This is a genomic window from Streptomyces sp. NPDC057099 (genome assembly GCF_042671245.1).
Classification (GTDB): domain Bacteria; phylum Actinomycetota; class Actinomycetes; order Streptomycetales; family Streptomycetaceae; genus Streptomyces; species Streptomyces purpurascens.
The window spans coordinates 1-18,035 of sequence record NZ_JBHUTX010000085.1; the positions used below are offsets into that span (position 1 = coordinate 1).

Here is an 18,035-nt window from a genome sequence, read left to right on the forward strand (position 1 = left end):
CCACTGCGGGCTCCCGCCGACGAGGTCGGCGGGAGCCCTCTCGCATACGGGGCGGGCCCCGCGACGCGTCGGCGTTCGCTACTCCACGATGCGCCAGCGGTGCACCTCGGCCCCGTTCACGGTGATCCACGTTCCGTCACCGAGGGCTTTCGGGTCCCGGCCGACCGGAAACGGGTACCGAACCCGGTGACGAACGGTCGGGCCTGCCACATCGAACAGGAAATGCTCGGTTTCCTCGGTCCACCATTCTTCGCCCACCGCGGCGATGACGCGGGAGTCGTCGACAAAACCGGAGTCACCCGTGAGGTACGACTCCTGCTCGGCCCTCAAATCCTCCGCGTTCACCTCGGAATCGATGTGCGGAGTCCCGTCGGGGACAGCACGCCGCACCTGCAGCCGACTGCCGCCGACATCCTGCACCAGAACACTGTCGTGCTGTGCGGCGGTCACCCGCTCCATGCCCGATGCGAGCTCCACGAGGTGCAGACGGTCATCCACAAGGTCAACCTTCCAGGAATACGCATCGTCCTGGCCCTGCCCCGCGGACAGGAAAAAGGTCGAGGTCTGCCGGAAGGGGGCATCCAGGGCGTAGAAGGCGGAGAACGTGGGAAGAGGCGTCTCGTCGATCACCTGCCCGGTTTTCGAGTCGAGGAGAACGCAGCGTTCACCCGGATATTCTCCCGCGTCGTCGGGAGTTCCGGGAACGACGGCGAGCAGGTGTCGCCCGTCCGGGGTTTCCGCACAGGCTCCGCTGCAGATTCCTCCGTCGGCCCAGGGGAAGTGCCTGAAGCTCCATTCGATCGCACCATCACGGGAGTGGTACGACACCGAGTCCTGCCGGGACGCCGCGACGCCACTCCCGGCAGGGGTCACGTATCGGCACTCGGTGAGGTCCTTCAGCGGGACAGAGCGGCTGTCGTCGGAGAAGAGCGGCGGCTGGGCGGACGGACGTACCGTCCTGACAATCGCCAGGTCTGCGGAGCGTGTCACCAGCCGCAGTGTCCCGTCCCGGAACTGCCGCCCCTCGAATTCCCCCCACGCTTCGGTGGCTCCTTCGACGGTTTCCTGGCCGATGAGTTGGGGGGTCATTTCTTCGGGCATGTGTGCTTCCCGTTTCAGCTTGGAAATTGGAAATGCCGGATCTTCGTTCCGTGGTCTCCGGGGTTCAGGGGTCCTCTCACGATACCTCCGTAGGACCTGATGAGAGGTTCGCAGAACTCGTCGCACACGCTGCGCATCGCGGCACCGTGCGTGGGCACCCGCCCCGCCCTGTCGATGAGAAATCCCAGAAGGTTCTCCTCCGCGTGGCCACCGAAATGCAACCGGGGAGAAAAGTACTGATCGTTGGGCAGCCACTTGGCCCCCCGGGCTTCGACCAGCTCACGCTGTGCCGGAGTCAATTTCGCCTTGCTCGTACCGGCCACCCAGATGTCTCCGGTCTTGTCATGGATCGCGGCGACCGTCTGACCTGCTTGGCCTCGCCTTTCCAGCACCTGGGACACGTCGGATGCGAGGTCCTCCAGCTCTTGGCACGTCGGTGCGAGCCCGAGGGCGTCGAACCACGTCTGGGGATTGTGCGGATAGGTGCGGGGGTTGGGGGCGGGGTCGAGGCCGAGCGGGTCCGGCGTCGTGTAGCGGGCGGTCTCGGGGTCGTAGTGCCGGAAGTAGTTGTAGTGCAGACCCGTTTCGGGGTCCTCGTACTGCCCCGGGAAACGCAGCGGCGTGTGGGCGATCGCGTCCCGGTTGTGTGAGGTGACGCCCCACAGCGTGGCGCGGGAGTGCCAGGCGACGTCGCCCTGCTCGTCGACGAGTTCGGTGGGGGTGCCGACGAGGTCGGTGACGATGGCGAAGAAGCGGGAGTCGTATTCGTCCTGGCTCTTCGGCTTGCGTTCGAGCTGCGTGAGGGGGCGGTGGCCGTCGTGGTCCCAGGTGAGGGTGACGCCGGTCGTGCTGTCCGTCTGCTCGGCGAGGCGGGTTTCGTCCCAGGTGAAATACACCGCCTCGGCGGCCGTGACCCCGTCCTCCGCCATGCGGTACTTGGCGGTGCGGCGCCCCATCGGGTCGTACGTGTAGTGCCAGCGGGTGCCATCAGGGGTGACGCATGCGACGAGGTGGTCCTCGGCGTCCCACTCGTAGCGCCAGGTGTCGGGCTTCTTCGACAGACGGCGCTTCTGCCGCAGCACCATGCGGCCCGCGTCGTCGTACTCGTACCGGACCGCGCCGGCGGAGAGCAGCCGGGTGTCGCTGTAGGTACGCGGGCCCCGGGCGTCGGTGCGGGGTGCCTTGTCGGGCCAGGTGGCCTCGGTCTGGTTGCCTGCCCGGTCGTAGGCGTAGGACTCGGTCCAGCCGTCGGCCGTGACCGTCAACGGGCGCCCCGCCCGGTCCAGTTCCATCCGTCGGCCTGCCCCCGTCGCCTCGTCGGTGATGGAGGTGACGTGGTCGTCCGCCCGGTACGCGTAGGTGCGGGCCCGGACGTCCCCGGCCGGAGCGACCACGCCCTGTGCGACGGGACGGCCGGCCAGGTCCCAGGCGGTGGTCATGGCGACCGGTGACGCGGTCGTGCCCAGGGCGCGCGACAGCTCATGGCCGAGGAGGTCGTGAGTGAACTCCATGCGGTGACCGTCGGTCGTCAGGGCGCTGCGGTTACCGGCTTCGTCGTAGGCGAGTTCGGTGTACGCACCGGTGGGCGTGGTGCGGGAGGTGCGGCGGCCCATGACGTCGTAGGTGTACCGGGTGGTGCGTCCGTCCACCGTCTGCGACAGCAGGTTCCCCATCATGTCCCGCTCGAGCGCGAGCGTGGAGGTGGGGGACACCGCGCGGAGGAGAGCGCCCGCGGCGTCATAGGTGTAGTCGGTCCGCACCCCGGCCGCGTCCTTGGACGTCAGCTGACTGAGTTCGTTGTAGGTGTGGGTGATCTCCTCGCCGAGTGGGGTCGTACGGGAGGTGATCCGGCCCAACGCGTCATAGCCGTAACGGATCTCGCGGTTGTCGAAGTCGGCCTCCTTGATGAGATTGCCGACGGGGTCGTAGGTGTAATCCCATTTCAGGCCCTGCGCGTTGGTGACCCGGGTGAGGCGGAGCTGGCCGTCGTAGGCGAAGGTGGACCGGGCGCCGTCGGGCTCGGTACGTGCCGCGAGCCTGTCGAAATGCGTGTACTCGAAGTGGGTGGTGCCGCCTGCGGGGTCGGTGCGCGTGAGGCAGTTGCCCTCGCCGTCCCAGGTGAGGTGTTCGGTGCGGCCGTCGGGGGTGGTGCGCTCCGATACGCGGCCTTCGACGGTCCACACGGTGCGGGTGACCGCACCCAGTGGGTCGGTGAGGGTGATGGGGCGGCCGAACGCGTCGCGTTCCAGCACGGCGGTTCCACCGGAGGCATCGGTGACGGAGAGGGGCAGACCGGCGGCGTCGTTGTCATACATGGCCGCCGCGCCCGATGCGTCCGTCGCGGTCGCGATGGCACCGGACCGGTCGTGGGTGAACCGAAGGGTGGCCCCGTTCGGGGCGGTCATGGCGGTGAGATTGCCCCGCTCGTCGTACTCGCTGTGCCACGTCGTGCCGTCGTGGCCGATCGTGGAGAGAGGCAGGTTCAGCTCGTTGTACGTCGCCGTGGACCGGCTGCCGCCCGGGAGTTCGACGGCCGTGGAGTTGTGGGCCCGGTCGTACTCGTAGCGGGTGGTGTTGCCGAGGGCGTCGGTGCGGGCGAGGAGGTTGTCGTAGCGGTCCCACTCGGAGGTCGTGGTGTTGCCGAGGGGGTCGGTCTCGCCGGTGACCTGGTGGAGGTCGTTGAGCTGGTAGACGGTCGTGGCGCCGCAGGCGTCGGTGTAGTGCGTTCGGTGTTGGTCGGGGTCGTAGCTCCAGCGTGAGGAGAGGTGGCCCTCGGGGCCGATGGTCTCCGTGACGCGGTTGTCCTCGTCGTAGACGTAGCGGTACGTGGAGTCGTTCCGGTCCGTCCAGGAGGTGATGCGGGACCGGTCGTCGTAGCCGAACACCATCGACTTGCCCGACGAGTTGGCCACGTGCGTGAGGTTCCCGTCCGCGTCATGGCTGTAGGACATGACCTCGACCGGGCCCTCGGGCGTGCTCACCGTCAGACGGGTCACAAGCCCGGCGAGGCAGTGCACGTCGACCCGGTAGCCGCCGGAGTGGACCAGCCTCGTGGGGGTGCCGTCCTCCAGGCGGGAGACGCCGACCTCGTTGCCGTTGCGGTCGTGCCACCCGGTCAGCCAGTACCAGTCGCTCTCGTCGTCACCGGGATGCTCCGCGAAGGCGCGGACGACGCCCGTGTGCGGATCGGTGATGCGGTAGGTGGCCTCCCCCTCGGCGCCCGTTCCCGCGGAGGTCAGCGGGAGGCGGGGGCCTTCCTCGGGCCACGCCGACTCGTCCGACCCGGCGGCGGGAAGGCTCGGGTAGGTCAGGATCGAGCCGTCCTCGCGAGCCCACGACACGCGTCCCCGGCCGTCGACTTCGAGGCGCTCGTCCAGGGTGGAGGCCCAGGACGGGCCGAAGAACTGCCCGTACCGGTAGGTCGACAGATGCGTACGCGTGACCACCAAGGGCAGGATGCCGGGCAGTTCCAGATCGGTCTGCGTCAGCAGCATCTCACCGCTCGCCACATCGACCGGGTCGGTCTTGCAGGTACGGCTGTTCGCGGCCCGGCTGTTGAGGCGGGTGCCGCCCTGCGGATTCTTCATCGAGGAGGGCTTGACTCCCTTGAGAGCCGAGCCGATCCCCCCGACGCCCTTGAGGAGTGCGGCCCCGCCCGCGACCATGCCCACGACGCCGAGCACGATCTCGGCTATGTTCCACTCGCCGGTCTCCGCCATGACGGAGATGTTGATCCCCAGCGACGCCGCACCGGCCACGATGCTGCCGATCGTCAGGGCGATTCCCAGCCCCTGCAGGCCGGGCACCAGCAGGGCCAGGACACCCAGCACCGCGCTGATGATGCCGAGGGCCGTGCTGAACGCCTTCTTGATCTTGTCCCACAGGCTGTAGCCCGCGACCGACTCGTCCTTCGCGTCGTCCAGCTTCTGGGCCGCGACGGAGGCGTCCTCCTCGCGCACCTGCCGCGCGTCCTCGGCGAGCATGCGGGCGGCGTCGAGGTCCGCTTGAGCGTCATCCGCTTGCGCCTGCGCCGTGGACTGCTTGCTGTGGGCCTCGTCCAGCGCCCGCCGCGTGCTCGCCCGCGCCTCCGTGTCGTCCGGAGGATGTTCGGCCCCGTCCAGCCGGCCGATGTCGGCACCGGCCGCGAGCACCACCGCGGTGGCCGACGCCAGCCGCTCCTCGGCCTCCCGCCCCTTCTCCAGCGCGTTGTCGGCGTTCCGCTGCTGATCGAGCAGCGAATGGACATACGTGTCCAGCGCGCCGGCCGCCTGGTCGTACGAGCTGTGCAGCTTGCGCACCTGCTCGGCCAGGTCGCCCAGCTTGTCCCGGAGCTTCTCCATGGACTTGCCCTCGCCCACCTGCTGGTTCTCCAGCCCGGAGACGAGGGGGAGGGCATCGCCCGCGTTGTCCGCCACGGAGCGATAGCTCCTCGCGAGCTCTCCGAGCACCTCCGCGTCACCCGGAGTCGGGTCGTCCGAGAACCCGAAGACCGATTCCCATTCGGACACCGCTGGACGCGCCATGGCCGCGACCTCACTTTCCCTTGTCTGCTTCGCCCATGGGGCCTCCGCCGGCCGCTTCCGCCGCCGGATCCGCTGCGCCGGACGCGCCGGCCGGGTCCTCGAAGCGGAACGATTCCGCGATCGCGTCGAAGACCTCGTAGAACTGTTCCGCCAGATCCACGTTGGGAGTGGAGCTGGCGAGCACCAGGTAGTCCCGGCTGTCCGGCACCGGGATCAGGGTGTGCCGCATCGCGGTGGGGACGGGCGTCCCCTTGTGGTCCACGTCCTCGATCCTGGTGATCCGCCCGACCGCTCCGACCTGGGGCAGTTCCAGCAACTCCACCTCGCCGGGGGGCAGTCCGGTGCCTTCCGCCTGGGTGCCGAGCTGCACGCCGGCCGCGACGACGAGGTCCGCCAGATCCTCCGACTGACCCTCGGGAACGGAGATCCGGAGCACGGCCGTCGTGGCGCTGAGCACCAGGGGTCCGCTGCCCGCGTTGAGGATCCTGAGCATCCCCGATGCCCGCAGCGCGCCCTGCGCGTGCGCCTCGCGGGCGATGCGCCGGGTACTGCGGATCAGCTCGTCCACCTGCTCGCGGGAGAGCTGCGGCGCCTTCTCCACCTGGGACTCGATACGGCGGCGGATCGACGCGTCCCGGGTGTTCGGGTCCAGGTCGAGATGCCACCAGGAGTCGGGGAACCTCAGCGTGTAGCCCGCCGGGGCGCCCTCGGACTGTTCCATGACCGGATCCGTCATGACGACTTTCCCTTCCGCACGACGTTTCCTGTCACGCTTGCTTCTTCGATTCGTCCAGCGAGTTGGCGACGTCGTCGTCCGTCTTCGTGAAGTTCTCGGAGATCGCGTCCGCGTTCTCGGAGAACTTCTTCACGTTGTCGTGGACCCGTTCGTGACCCGCCACCCACGCCTTGTCGAACCCGTCGAGGGCCTCCGCGAGTCTGCTGTCGCCGACGAAGCTCTCGAAGTCCTTCCGGTCGCCCGTGGCGTGGAAGAGGGTCGCGCGGTCGCCGATCAGATCCCCGATGTTCTGAAGCTCCCTGGCCGTGTCCTTCAAGTCCTGCACGGGCACGCTGATGCGCCCCATCGGCGTCTCCTCTCCTGCTACGGCCGTCCGGCCCCGCCCTCACGGGGAGGGTGGGGCCGGACCGTGCCGGGCACGTCAGCCGATGGAGCCGGACGTCTGGTCGTCGGTGTCGACGAACGCGTCGGCGGCCTGCTTGATGAACTCACTGACGCCCTGCAGCCCCTCGATCGCCTCCTGGGTGCCGTTCTTGTACTCCTCCCAGAAGGGACGGAACTTGGTCTCGGAGCCCGGCGTCGCGTAGGCCGCCTCGACCATCTCCTCCATCTTGGTGTTGGCCTCGTGGAGGCTCTGCTGCATCAGCTCCTTCTGGTTCTGCAGCCAGGTCGAGGCCTCCCGCATCTCGTCCGGGCTGATCTGGATGTTGCCGCCGGCCATGCCGATTCCTTCCGTCGCTCCGTATCGCCGCGGCCGTCGGGCCGCGTCCACCGGGCTCTACGGGGCATCAGCCGGGGTGGTTCACCCCTGTGCGGAACGGCGGTGCGGCCCGTGCCGATCGATGGGCAGCATGCCGTCGAGGGCGCCTGTGGCCAGGACCTTGGTCGAGTTGTGCTCGCGGACGATCCGCCAGCCGTGGGGCGTCGACCGCCAGACCAGCGAGGTCGTGGTGCGTATGTCCGTGGCGCCGTCAGACATGGTGATCCGCGCTACGAACGTCAGGGTGGACGCGGCCAGATCGTGGCCCGCGATGACATGCGGCCCGTCGTCGACGGCATGATGCGCCGAGACCATCCCGCGAAAGCCGGGCTCCCAGATCGAGCCGTAGCCGGCGGCCGTCGTCGCGACGCGCTGCTCGGGGTCGAAGTCGTCGTAGAGGCGGACGTCCGGAGAGCTGAAGTCGTAGAACTCGCCGAAGGTGCGCCGGAAGTCGAACGGCGCGTCCCCCTCGTCGCGCTCCCAGCCGAACACCCACCGGCCGTGCAGGTCCGCGATTTCCTGTTCAGCGTTCATGGCTCTGACGCTAGGGCGGCGGGCGACGGGCAGGGAGGGTCCGTCACACCCACCCAGGCCGTCATGGCGCCGGATCGGCGGGCCGTTTGCGTGCCAGCATGATGGCGGGCACCGAGGCGAGGACGAAGAGCACTCCCGCCATGGCGACATAGAGGTACACGCCGGTCGCCGTGCTCACCGGGGCACCGTCGGCGGAGGTCCCGGGAATGAGGGTCGCCTTGAGCACCTCGCCCCCGGCGAAGTTGAAGACGACCGAGCCGAGGGCGAGTACGACCGAGACCAGACCGGCGGTCGTGCCCTGCCGCTCGGGTGCTTCGATGCTGGTCGCCAGGTTGTAGCCGGAGGCGCCGATCGCGCCGGCGGCCATGCCGAGCATGGTGCCGCAGGCGATCGCCAGGGGGAGCACCGATACGCCCGCCAGCATCGCGAAGGTCGCCACCGTCCCGACGGCGATGCCGCCGAGGAGGGGCAGCGCGGGACCGAACCGGCCCGCGATCCAGCCGGCGCACGTGCCGCCGATGACGATGCCGAGATTGGGCGCGGCGAGCAGCACGGCGACCGCCTCGCCGTCGCCCAGCCCGTAACCGAGCCCCAGGTCGGGTGGCACCTGGGCGATGATGCCCGTCAGTTGCAGCATGCTGCGGAAGGAGCCTGCCGCCAGGACCAGGGCCAGCAGCGTCAGCAGGATCGGGCGGGTGAGGGCCCGGACGTCGATGATGGGTTCGTCGACCCGCAGTGCGAGGAACGCCCAGCCGGCCAACGCGGCGGCACCGGCCGCCAGCAGGGCGACCATGCCCCCGGACAGCCATCCGAGGTCGCTCCCCAGGCTGGTGTAGGCGAGCACCGCGGCGAGGCCGCCGCCGAGCAGCAGAGCCCCGGACACGTCGATCCGGCCGGTGCCGCGGATCGGCGACTCCGGGATGAAGGAACGCACGCAGAGCGCGGCCGCCGTGGCGAGCAGCGCCGCCACGATGAACACGCTCCGGTAGCCGAACACGTCGATGACCGGCTGCATCAGGAACGGCTCGACGATTCCGACGATCGACGAGCCGGACGTCACGAGCCCGACCAGGGCCATCGCCACCCGCGGGGTGCAGATCTGGCGGGCGAGGGCCACCGTGATGAAGACCGCGGCGAAGGCGGCACCCTGGAGGAAGCGCCCCACCAGGAAGATCCAGACGTTGGGAGCGGCGAGGCAGACCAGCGCTCCCGTGCAGGCGAGGAGCAGCGTGCCGATGAGGATCCGGCGCTTGCCGAAGAGGTCGGAACTCTTCGCGAGCAGCGGTGACCAGATGGCCCCGGCCAGCAACGCGCTCGCGTTCAGCCAGGCGGCCTGGTCGGTGTCGAAGTGCTCCATCAACTGGGGCAGGACCATCATGGGCGAGCCGATGGCCACGTCGGCCAGGACGTTGGCGAGGGTGAGGACGGCCGCCCAGAGGACGAGCCGCTTGTTCCAGTGTTGCTCCTGGGCGCCGAGGGCGGGCTTTGCCAGCGTGTCGTTCACTCTGCGTTCCCTCCGGCGCGTCGGGGGGTGCTCCGCTGAGGGCCGTCGGGCGTTGTCCGTATGGCTTGCAGCGCCTCGTTGCGGGCGGCGATGGCGGCCCACGTGGTCGGCAGCATGCGGTCGCGGCCGCTGTGGACGCGGTCCTGGGCGAACGTGACGTACGGGCGCTGCCGGGCCTCGTACCGCGCGAACGCGGCGGTGTGGTCATGGCCGCACCGCTCGAGTTCTTCGGCGAGGAAGCGGGCGCCGGTCAGCGCGAGTGAGGTGCCCCGGCCGGACAGGAAGGCCGGGCTGTACCCGGCGTCCCCGACGAGGGCGACCCGGCCGCGGTGCCAGGAGGGCAGGTGGATCTGGCTCGCGGAGGTGAGGAAGAAACCAGGATCGGCGCGGGCCGCGTCGAGCAACTCCGGGATCCGCCAGGACCGGTGGCCGGCGAAGGCGTCGACGAGGATCTTCTTCTGGGCGTCCACGTCGTGGTGGTCGTAGTCGATCGCTTCCGAGCGGAACTGGAAGACCGCGACGGCCTTGCCCCCGTACCGGAAGAGGCCTGCCATCCGGCGGGGGACGTTGTAGATCGAGTTGGCGCCCTCGGATCGCGCCTCGCCGGGGTGGTCGGCGAGGGCGAAGTAGACACCGAGGTGCCGGAGGTAGTCCTTCTCGGGCCCGAACACCAGCCTGCGTACGGCGGAGTGCTGGCCGTCGGCACCGAGCACCAGGTCGTACCGCCCGGTGCGGCCCGATGCGAAACCCACGTCGACGCCGCCGCCGTTCTCGCCGTCGTCGGTCAGTGTCTCGATCGAGTCGCCGAAGCGGATCGCCGCGGTGTCCGGGAGCGCCTCGGCGAGGATACGGACGAGGTCCTCGCGGAGGAGTTCGATGTCGTCGTCGGAGTCGCTGATCTCCGCCATGGGGATCCTGGCCACCGGTTCGCCCGCGCTGTCGACGAACTGGGTGAGCTCGGACATCCGGACCCGTTGCTTCTGGACCTTCTCGAGTAATCCCATCCGGTCCACGGCCTCGATCGCGTCACCGCGGATGTCGATGGGTGTGCCGGTGAGCCGGAGGTGGCGGGCGTACTCGACCACGGTGACGGTGTGGCCGCGGGTGCCTAGTTCAAGTGCGCAGGCGAGCCCGGCGATACCGGCTCCGGAGACAAGGATGTTCACGTGTGCGCTCCTGGTTTCGCTGAGGTGGGTGTGCGACCGTTCCCCTTAAAGAAACATGCTGTCGCTTTTAGCGAGCTTACTTACCACCGGCTTGCACCGCAACGCCGCACCTGACGACAATCGGCACCCGAGCAGAGAAACAGGAGGTGAGCGCGGCGATGGCCGACGGGACCGCTGACCGGTCGCCCGCACGGCGCCCCGGTGGCCGCAACGCGCGGGTGAGAGCGCAGATCCTCGCCGCGACCGTCGAACTCGTGGCGCGCGACGGCATCGCGGGGTTCCGCTACGAGGAGGTCGCCGAGTTCGCCGGCGTGCACAAGACCAGCGTCTACCGCAACTGGCCGGACCGCGAGGAACTGGTGGTCGAAGCCCTGCTGCGCTACGCCGAGGATCTCGCCTCGGTCGCCGACACCGGCGACATCGACCGGGACCTGGCGGACTTCCTGCTGGCCCTCGCCGGCGGCATGGAATCGCCGTTCGGCCGGACGCTCGAACAGGCCCTCCAGCCCGCCCGCCAGAGCGCCACCGTCGAGGCGCTGACCAAGATCCTCGACCAGCGCGTGGCCGCCCTGCAGCGACGGGTGGACACCGCCGTCGACCGGGGCGAACTCCCCCCGGTCGACAGCTCCTTCCTCGGCGAGATGATCTCCGGCCCGGTCCACCTCATCGTCAACCGCGGCATGCGCCCGTTCACCCGCGACGACGCGGAACGCATCGTCGGCGTGGTGCTCGCCGGCATCCGGGCGACGGCACCACACGTGTGAGCAATCGCCCCTGGCGGCACTGTTCAGGACGACGGGCGAATGCCTGAGCGCCCGTCATATCCGCCGAGGTGCGCCCGTGGGCTCCCCTCCTCGCTGCCTCACCCGACGATCGCGGCCCGCACGCACAGCACGTCCGGCAGATGTGAGGCGAGCTGCTGCCAGGTGTCGCCGTCGTCCGTGGACGCGAACACCTCGCCGTTGCGGTTGCCGAAGTAGACGCCCGCCGGATCGCCGTCGTCCGTGCACAGCGCGTCGCGCAGCACCGTGCCGTAGTGGTCCTCCTGGGGCAGTCCCGCCGAGAGCGGCTCCCAGCTCTTGCCCGCGTCGGCCGTCCGGTAGACGCGGCATCTGCGGTCGGCCGGGACGCGGTCGGCGTCGGCGTTGATCGGGAACACGTACGCCGTCTCCCCTCGGTGCGGGTGCGCGGCCGCCGCGAAACCGAACGTGGACGGCAGGCCCTCGCCGATGTCCGTCCAGTGCGCGCCCGCGTCGTCGCTGCGGTACACACCCCAGTGGTTCTGCAGGTACAGCCGGTCCGGGGCCGCCGCGTCCCGCGCGACCTTGTGCACGCACTGGCCGAACTCCGGGTTCGGGTCGGGCAGGAACACCGCCGAGACACCCGAGTTGGAGGGAGCCCAGCTCGCGCCGCCGTCCAGCGTCCGGAACACACCGGCGGTCGAGACGGCGACCGTGACGGCCTTCGGGTCGCGCGCGTCGGTGAGCACGGTGTGCAGACCCTCACCGCCGCCGCCCGGCACCCACTTCGACCGCGTGGGATGCTCCCACAGGGGCCGGACCAGCTCGAACGTCTCCCCGCGGTCCTCCGAGCGGTACAGCGCGGCCGGTTCCGTACCCGCGTACACCACGTCCGGCTCGGCGGCGGCCGGGTGCAGTTGCCACACCCGCTCCAGGGACGCCCCCGTGTCCTTGGGGAACTTGACGGCGGGGTGCGCCGGTTCGGTCCAGGTGCGGCCGAGATCGTCGGAGTGGAACACGGACGGGCCCCAGTGCGCGCTGTCGCCGCCGGCCAGCAGCCGAGGGGTCTCGCCCCGGGTGTCGACGGCGACCGAGTACACGGCCTGCGCGTTGAAGTAGGGACTCTCGTCGAACTCCCAGGCGCCGCCACCCCGCCGGCGCCCGATGAACAGGCCTTTGCGCGTGCCCACGGCCAGCAGTACCTCGGCCATGCCGATCACCTCCGCGGCGTCGCCATTGACGCCCTTGTCTCTGACACCGGCCAGTCTGCACCCCACCACTGACAGTCACCTCTGGAACGGCTCCGATGCAGGTCAGGCGGGTGTCGGGGCCGCCGCGGGATTCGGCGGACCATGAGCCGGAGGGCGCCCGCAGGGGCCGGGCGGCGTGGGGGTCGTCACGTCCGAGTACGTGCAGTGAGCATCCAGGGGCCGTCTTCCGTATGCAGAGGGCGGCGGGATGGTCATGCGCTCATGAGGAGGATGCCTTCGATGGCGTTACGAGGTCCGAAGGTGTGGCTGTGGCGCTGGCGGCGCAATCCGCTCAAGCGCCGCGCCGACAGGGTGGAGGCCTGGGTCGTGCTGGGCGTGTGGACGCTCACCGCGTTCGTCGGGATGCTGGCCGGCACGACGGTGAGCCGGTCCGTCGAGGACGGGCTGGCCCGGGAGCGCGTCGAGTGGAGGCCCCTCGTGGCCCGGCTGGACGAGCGGGCCCCCGGGCGGGCTTCCGAGAGCGGGGGTGTGTCCCGTACCGAGCAGGTGTGGGCGAAGGCGACATGGACCGCCATGGACGGCTCCGCGCACTCCGGACAGCTCCGGGTCCCGGCGGGCAGCGCCGCCGGGACACCGGTCACGGTGTGGACGGATCCCGAGGGCCGTCAGGTGACCCGCCCCGTCACCGAGTCCCAGGCCCAGGTACGGGCCTTCCTGATCGGCAGCGTGGCGGGCATCGGCGCCGCGGCCCTGCCGCTCGTCGGCGGCCGTGCCCTGCGCCGCCGGCTGGAACGGCTCCGCATGGACCAGTGGGACGCCGAGTGGGCCCGCTTCGGGCCGATGTGGGGACGAACGACGGGGTGAGGCCCTCGGAGGCCGCTGACGGATCTCACCTACCCGTGTCCCACTCCGGCCAGCGCCTCCCGGCACATCCGCAGCAACCCCTCGTCCTCGTGGATGTCGCCGCTGCCGTGGCCGCGGGCGTCGGCCCGGTGCCGCCGCGGGGACGCGAGCTCCGCTCGGAGCAGGTCGTGCAGGGGGGCTCCCGAGGGCCCCAGGGCCGCCACGCACCCGGCGACCGTCGTACGGGTGCGCGGGTCCTCGGCCCACGCGGAGCGGAGGACGGGAAGGAGCCGTTCCGGCTCCCCGGCGATCCGCCACACCGCGCACGCGGCCGTGGCCCGCTCCCGTACGGCCCCGGAACCGGCCATCCGCCGCAGCCCGGGCAGGGCCGGACGGGCCGCCGGTCCCAGCCGTGCGAGCACGTCCGCGGCGGCCGCGTGGCGCCGCCGGTCGCCGCCGCTGTCCGTCAACTCCCTCAGCAGTACGGGAACCACGGCATCCGGCCCGCCCGTGATCGACCACAGCGCTTCCGCCGCCGCGACGGCGTGGTCCGTCTCCAGCAGTCCGCGCAGCTCCGGTATCGCCTCGTACGCGGCGCCGCCGAACCCGCCGAGGGCACGGACCGCCGCCCTCGTGACGGCGTCGCGCGGCCGCAGCCCGTCCGGCATGCCGCGCAGCAGGCGTATCACCGCCGGTATGGACTCGGCGTCGCCCAGTGCCGTGAGCGCCGACAGCAGGGGAGCGGCCCGCTGGTAGGTGCCGGGGCCGTCGAGCGGAAGGCGGGCGAGCCGGCGTCGCAGAGCGGGAGCCAGCGGCAGGGCCGCCGGTCCCAGGTGGGGTATCGCGTAGCCCAGGTCGTCCGGCACGACCGGACCGGCCAAGACCTCGGACAGCACCGGCGTGGCCCGAGGATCCCCCGCCCCGGCCAGGGCCTTGAGCGGACCGCCCAGCGTCGGCGCACCCCGCTCCCCGTGCCGTACGCGAAACTCGGGACGGTGGGTCACCAGCGCGTGGAGGTGGTCCGCCGCCGGAGCGGCCAGCTCGAAGAGCTCCACCAGGACGGCGACCGCAGCATCATGCAACCGGCCCTCATCAGCGCCCAGTTGGGCACCGATGAGGGCGACCGGCTCAGCCCCGCTCGTACGCCACTCGCGGAACAGCCCGGCCGACATCCACACGGCGTTGCACCGGTCGAGGGGGTCCGGGCTGGTCAACTGCCCGCACAGCAGGGCGACCCGGTCGGTGACCCGGCTGCCGAGCGCGGAGTGCAGCGTCCGCATCAGCTGGGAGCCCTCCTCGTCCGAGGGGCGCAGGCGCCGCAGCCGGTCGGCGAGCGTGTCCGTGCCAGGACGGTCGCTCGCGCGGCCGGTGCGGGTGTGCTCCCCGGATCTGTCCCTGAGCAGCCGGACGACGGCCGGTACGAGATTGGCGGGAAGTAGCTGCGGCGCGCATCCCGCCAGCTGGCCGAGCGCGGCGAGCCGCAGCCCGGGGCCGTACGGGGGCCCGCTCAACTCCGCCAGCAGGTCCACCGCCTCGGCGGCGTGCCCCTGGTGCCGCTCCACGAACAGGCCCAGGCTCGCGGCCAGGGCGAGCAGAACCCGGTCGTCCCGCTCCACGGTGATCCGCTCCCGCAACAGGGCGAGCACCCGGTCCGGTGGGCCGAGAAACCGCACGAGCGCGCCCGGAGCCGCCCGGCGAACCCCCGCGTCCGGGTCCCCCGCGAGCCGGACGAAGACCTCTGCACCCGCGTGCAGGGCGGCAACGGCTCTCGCGGCGTTCTCCTCCGAGGCGCCCCCGTGACCTGCGATGTCACCGATGCTGACGAGGAGTTCCACGACCCCCGCCCGGTCCCGCACCTCCTCGCGGACGGCGAGCGCGAGGAGAAAAGGAACACAGGCGAGGGTCGCGTCGTAGACGCCTCCCTGGTGGTGCACGGCGCCGTACATCCCGTCGAGCGCGCTCTCCCGCTCGGCCGGGTCGGCGGAGGCCAGTCCCCGCAAGAGTCCGGGCACGTCCTCCGCGCTGCCGTACGCATGCCGCAGCGAGGCCCAGTCGACCTCGTCGATCCCCCTGAACACGTTGTCCTCCCCAGGCGAAGTACCAACTGACGGGGAGTCTGCACCACGGCACTGACAACGAAGCGGAATCGGGAGATGACTGTGCGCGAACTGTGCGCCGGTTGGCCGACGACGGGTCAGTCCCGGTCAGGCAACGCCCGCTCCAGGATCGCGTCGAGGCCCGCCGTCTCCGGCAGCGTCCCGAACGCCTGCCCCCAGTCGCCCCCGAGCCGGGTCGCGCAGAACGCGTCGGCGACCGCAGGCGGGGAGTGCCGGACGAGGAGGGAGGCCTGGAGGGTCAGGGCCATCTGCTCCACGAGCCGGCGGGCCGTCGTCTGCGACGCCTCGGACAGCCGGTTCTTGAGCCGGGTCACGGCCGTGTCCAGCCGGGCGTCCGCGCCCCGGGCGAGGGCCAGCTCGCCGAACAGCGCCTCGGCGGTGCCCGGTTCGCGGCCCAGCGCCCGCAGCACGTCGAGGGCGTTGACGTTCCCCGAACCCTCCCAGATCGACAGCAGGGGAGCCTCGCGGTAGTGCCGGGGCATGCCCGAGTCCTCGACGTAGCCATTGCCGCCGAGGCACTCCAGGGCCTCCGCGGTGAAGGCCGGGCCCCGCTTGGTCACCCAGTACTTGCCGACGGCGGTGGCGATCCGGCGGAACGCGGCCTCCGACCCGTCCGCGCCGGCTCCGCGGATCGCCCGGTCGGCAGCCCCGGCCAGCCGCAGGGTGAGCGTGGTGGCGGCCTCCGACTCCAGCGCCAGATCGGCCAGCACATTGCGCATCAGCGGCTGGTCCACCAGCCGGGCGCCGAACGCGCCGCGGTGCCGCGCGTGGTGCCCCGCCTCGACGAGGGACTTGCGCATCAGCGCGGCCGACATCGTCACGCAGTCCAGCCGCGTGCAGTTGACCATCTCGATGATGGTCTTCACGCCGTGGCCCTCGGGCCCGACCAGCCATGCCACGGTCCCGTCGAACTCGGGCTCGGAGGAGGCGTTGGAGCGATTGCCCAGCTTGTCCTTGAGCCGCTGGATGCGGAAGGTGTTGCGGGTGCCGTCGGGCAGCACGCGCGGCACCAGGAAGCAGGACAGGCCGCCCGGGGCCTGCGCCAGCACCAGGAACACGTCGCACATCGGCGCCGAGGTGAACCACTTGTGCCCGCGCAGGGTGTACACCCCGGGCTCGGCCGTGGGCGTGGCCGTCGTCGTGTTCGTCCGGACGTCGGAGCCGCCCTGCTTCTCGGTCATCCCCATGCCCGCCAGCAGGCCCCGCTTCTCCGTGGGCACCCGGAGGCCGGGCTCGTACTCCCGGCTCGTCAGCACCGGCTCGTAGACCTTCGCCAGCTCCGGCTGCCCGCGCAGCGCGGGGACCGCCGCGTAGGTCATCGACGTCGGACAGCCGTGGCCCGCCTCGGTGTGCCCCCAGACCAGTCCGCCGGCGGACCGGGCGACATGCGCGCCGGGCGTGTCGTCCGCCCAGGGTGAGGCGGCCAGTCCCTCGGTGATGGCGGTGCGCATGAGGTGGTGCCAGCTCGGGTGGAACTCGACCTCGTCCACACGGTTGCCGTACCGGTCGTGCGTGCGCAGCTCCGGCTCGTGACGGTTGGCCAGATCGGCCCACTCCTGCGCCTGGGCGCTGCCGGCCTGCCTGCCGAGCCGGCGCAGTTCCTCCTCGGCCCACCCGGCGCCCTCCCGCCGCAGCCCTTCCAGCAGGGCCGTGTCGTCGGAGGCGTCATAAGGGGTGAGGGGAGGGGCCTGGTTGGTGACGTCATGCGTGGCGGGTCCGCCGTACGCGTGCTGTTCGTCCAGTGTCGAGACCATACATCGAATGTTGCACTCTTTCTGCGGTCGCAGCAATATCGCAACACAGGCCGCCGCGTACAGTACGTGACCATGCCGATGAACGTCCCGCCGCGGCCCGGCGCGCTCGACCTGCGTCCCCTGTCCGCGCGGTCGGTCGTCCTGAGTCTGCTGCTCGGGACGCATCCCCCCGAAGCGCCGGTCAGGGAGCTCCTGCGGCTCGTGGAGGGCTTCGACGTCGGCGGCTCGACGCTGCGGGCGGCGCTCAGCCGGATGGTGGCCGCCGGTGACCTGCGGCGCACCGACACCGGCTACCGCCTCAGCGACCGGCTGCTGGAACGCCAGCGCCGCCAGGACGACGCCGTGCACCCGCGTACGCGCGCGTGGGACGGCGACTGGGAGATGGTCGTGATCACCGCGACGGGGCGCGGCGCCGCCGAGCGCGCCGAGCTGCGTGCCCGGCTGACCGCCCTCCGCCTCGCCGAACTCCGCGAGGGGGTCTGGCTCCGGCCCGCCAACCTGGACCGTGCCCTGCCCGGCGATCTGGACCAGGTGTCCCAGCGCTACACGGCCCGCCCCGACCGGCCCTCGCGTGATCTGGCCGCGTCCCTGTGGCCGCTGGACACCTGGCCCGCCACGGCCCGCGCGTTGCTCGCCCACATCGCCGACGCGCACCGCCCGGCCGATCGCCTGGCCGCCTTCGCCGCCGTCGTACGGCACCTGCTGGCCGATCCGGTCCTGCCGCCCGGGCTCCTGCCCGCCGACTGGCCCGGCGTCGAGCTGCGCGTGGCCTACACCGACTACCAGCGGGAGCTGATCGGGGAGGTCCGCGCGCGCGTGCGGGGCGCATGACGCCGGCCGGCCTACGTCCGTCGGCATCTCGGTCTACACGATGCGTACCGTCGCGGCAGTGCCCGAGCTGGAGGAGGAGGGGCCGATGACCGGTAACCCCTACTTCGGCCCCCTGTACGCCGAGCGCACGGGTCGAGCAGCGCAAGACCCTCGTCATCCTCGACGAGATCCACCACGCCGGTGACAGCAAGGCCTGGGGCGAGGCGTGCCTGGAG

General features: G+C 71.1%; 14 protein-coding genes. 3 read left to right on the top strand and 11 right to left on the bottom strand.

Going from position 1 to position 18,035, the window contains the following annotated elements; translation table 11 throughout:
• Positions 1–78: 78 nt before the first annotated feature.
• The 8 genes from ACFT4A_RS41600 to ACFT4A_RS41635 form a co-directional block, all read right to left on the bottom strand.
• Complete coding sequence (locus ACFT4A_RS41600; protein ID WP_382841652.1) at positions 79–1,101, bottom strand: hypothetical protein; 1,023 nt, start codon at positions 1,099–1,101, stop codon at positions 79–81.
• A gap of 14 nt (positions 1,102–1,115) precedes the next feature.
• Positions 1,116–5,624, bottom strand: a complete 4,509-nt coding sequence (locus tag ACFT4A_RS41605; RefSeq protein ID WP_382841655.1) for a DUF6531 domain-containing protein — start codon at positions 5,622–5,624, stop codon at positions 1,116–1,118.
• A gap of 10 nt (positions 5,625–5,634) precedes the next feature.
• Entirely contained in the window at positions 5,635–6,360 is a 726-nt protein-coding gene (locus ACFT4A_RS41610; protein ID WP_382841657.1) for a hypothetical protein, read from the bottom strand.
• Between the two features lie 31 nt (positions 6,361–6,391).
• A complete protein-coding gene (locus tag ACFT4A_RS41615; protein WP_382841659.1) occupies positions 6,392–6,706 on the bottom strand; it encodes a hypothetical protein in 315 nt (104 codons plus the stop codon).
• 75 nt (positions 6,707–6,781) lie between these two features.
• Entirely contained in the window at positions 6,782–7,081 is a 300-nt protein-coding gene (locus ACFT4A_RS41620; RefSeq protein WP_152770699.1) for a WXG100 family type VII secretion target, read from the bottom strand.
• Positions 7,082–7,162: 81 nt separating this feature from the next.
• Positions 7,163–7,654: a nuclear transport factor 2 family protein gene (locus ACFT4A_RS41625; protein ID WP_382841661.1), complete on the bottom strand. Its 492-nt coding sequence runs from the start codon at positions 7,652–7,654 to the stop codon at positions 7,163–7,165.
• A gap of 61 nt (positions 7,655–7,715) precedes the next feature.
• Positions 7,716–9,158 (bottom strand): MFS transporter, encoded by a 1,443-nt coding sequence (locus tag ACFT4A_RS41630; protein ID WP_382841663.1) that lies wholly within the window; start codon positions 9,156–9,158, stop codon positions 7,716–7,718.
• The gene (locus ACFT4A_RS41635) at positions 9,155–10,324 is read right to left on the bottom strand and encodes an FAD-dependent monooxygenase (RefSeq protein ID WP_382841666.1); all 1,170 of its coding nucleotides are present in this window, start codon (positions 10,322–10,324) and stop codon (positions 9,155–9,157) included. Before ACFT4A_RS41635 ends, ACFT4A_RS41630 begins: the two co-directional genes overlap by 4 nt.
• 158 nt (positions 10,325–10,482) lie before the next feature.
• Here ACFT4A_RS41635 and ACFT4A_RS41640 point away from each other — a divergent pair, with 158 nt between their 5' ends.
• Positions 10,483–11,088, top strand: a complete 606-nt coding sequence (locus ACFT4A_RS41640; RefSeq protein ID WP_382841668.1) for a TetR/AcrR family transcriptional regulator — start codon at positions 10,483–10,485, stop codon at positions 11,086–11,088.
• Positions 11,089–11,186: 98 nt separating this feature from the next.
• Here ACFT4A_RS41640 and ACFT4A_RS41645 read toward each other — a convergent pair whose 3' ends face one another.
• Positions 11,187–12,344: a WD40/YVTN/BNR-like repeat-containing protein gene (locus ACFT4A_RS41645; RefSeq protein ID WP_382841671.1), complete on the bottom strand. Its 1,158-nt coding sequence runs from the start codon at positions 12,342–12,344 to the stop codon at positions 11,187–11,189.
• 210 nt (positions 12,345–12,554) lie between these two features.
• Here ACFT4A_RS41645 and ACFT4A_RS41650 point away from each other — a divergent pair, with 210 nt between their 5' ends.
• Complete coding sequence (locus tag ACFT4A_RS41650; RefSeq protein WP_382841674.1) at positions 12,555–13,139, top strand: hypothetical protein; 585 nt, start codon at positions 12,555–12,557, stop codon at positions 13,137–13,139.
• Between the two features lie 29 nt (positions 13,140–13,168).
• Here ACFT4A_RS41650 and ACFT4A_RS41655 read toward each other — a convergent pair whose 3' ends face one another.
• Positions 13,169–15,196 (bottom strand): HEAT repeat domain-containing protein, encoded by a 2,028-nt coding sequence (locus ACFT4A_RS41655; RefSeq protein WP_382841676.1) that lies wholly within the window; start codon positions 15,194–15,196, stop codon positions 13,169–13,171.
• A gap of 116 nt (positions 15,197–15,312) precedes the next feature.
• Positions 15,313–16,989, bottom strand: a complete 1,677-nt coding sequence (locus ACFT4A_RS41660; RefSeq protein WP_382841679.1) for an acyl-CoA dehydrogenase family protein — start codon at positions 16,987–16,989, stop codon at positions 15,313–15,315.
• Positions 16,990–17,061: 72 nt separating this feature from the next.
• Between ACFT4A_RS41660 and ACFT4A_RS41665 the strand changes: the two genes are divergently transcribed.
• Complete coding sequence (locus tag ACFT4A_RS41665; protein ID WP_382841681.1) at positions 17,062–17,820, top strand: PaaX family transcriptional regulator C-terminal domain-containing protein; 759 nt, start codon at positions 17,062–17,064, stop codon at positions 17,818–17,820.
• Positions 17,821–18,035 lie beyond the last annotated feature (215 nt).

Excerpts from the sequence above, each read along its gene's own strand:
- ACFT4A_RS41605 (WP_382841655.1), bottom strand. The coding sequence starts at position 5,624 with ATGGCGCGTCCAGCGGTGTCCGAATGGGAATCGGTCTTCGGGTTCTCG.
- ACFT4A_RS41650 (WP_382841674.1), top strand. The coding sequence starts at position 12,555 with ATGGCGTTACGAGGTCCGAAGGTGTGGCTGTGGCGCTGGCGGCGCAAT.
- ACFT4A_RS41665 (WP_382841681.1), top strand. The coding sequence starts at position 17,062 with ATGCCGATGAACGTCCCGCCGCGGCCCGGCGCGCTCGACCTGCGTCCC.
- ACFT4A_RS41620 (WP_152770699.1), bottom strand. The coding sequence starts at position 7,081 with ATGGCCGGCGGCAACATCCAGATCAGCCCGGACGAGATGCGGGAGGCC.
- ACFT4A_RS41600 (WP_382841652.1), bottom strand. The coding sequence starts at position 1,101 with ATGCCCGAAGAAATGACCCCCCAACTCATCGGCCAGGAAACCGTCGAA.
- ACFT4A_RS41660 (WP_382841679.1), bottom strand. The coding sequence starts at position 16,989 with ATGGTCTCGACACTGGACGAACAGCACGCGTACGGCGGACCCGCCACG.
- ACFT4A_RS41640 (WP_382841668.1), top strand. The coding sequence starts at position 10,483 with ATGGCCGACGGGACCGCTGACCGGTCGCCCGCACGGCGCCCCGGTGGC.
- ACFT4A_RS41610 (WP_382841657.1), bottom strand. The coding sequence starts at position 6,360 with ATGACGGATCCGGTCATGGAACAGTCCGAGGGCGCCCCGGCGGGCTAC.
- ACFT4A_RS41625 (WP_382841661.1), bottom strand. The coding sequence starts at position 7,654 with ATGAACGCTGAACAGGAAATCGCGGACCTGCACGGCCGGTGGGTGTTC.
- ACFT4A_RS41615 (WP_382841659.1), bottom strand. The coding sequence starts at position 6,706 with ATGGGGCGCATCAGCGTGCCCGTGCAGGACTTGAAGGACACGGCCAGG.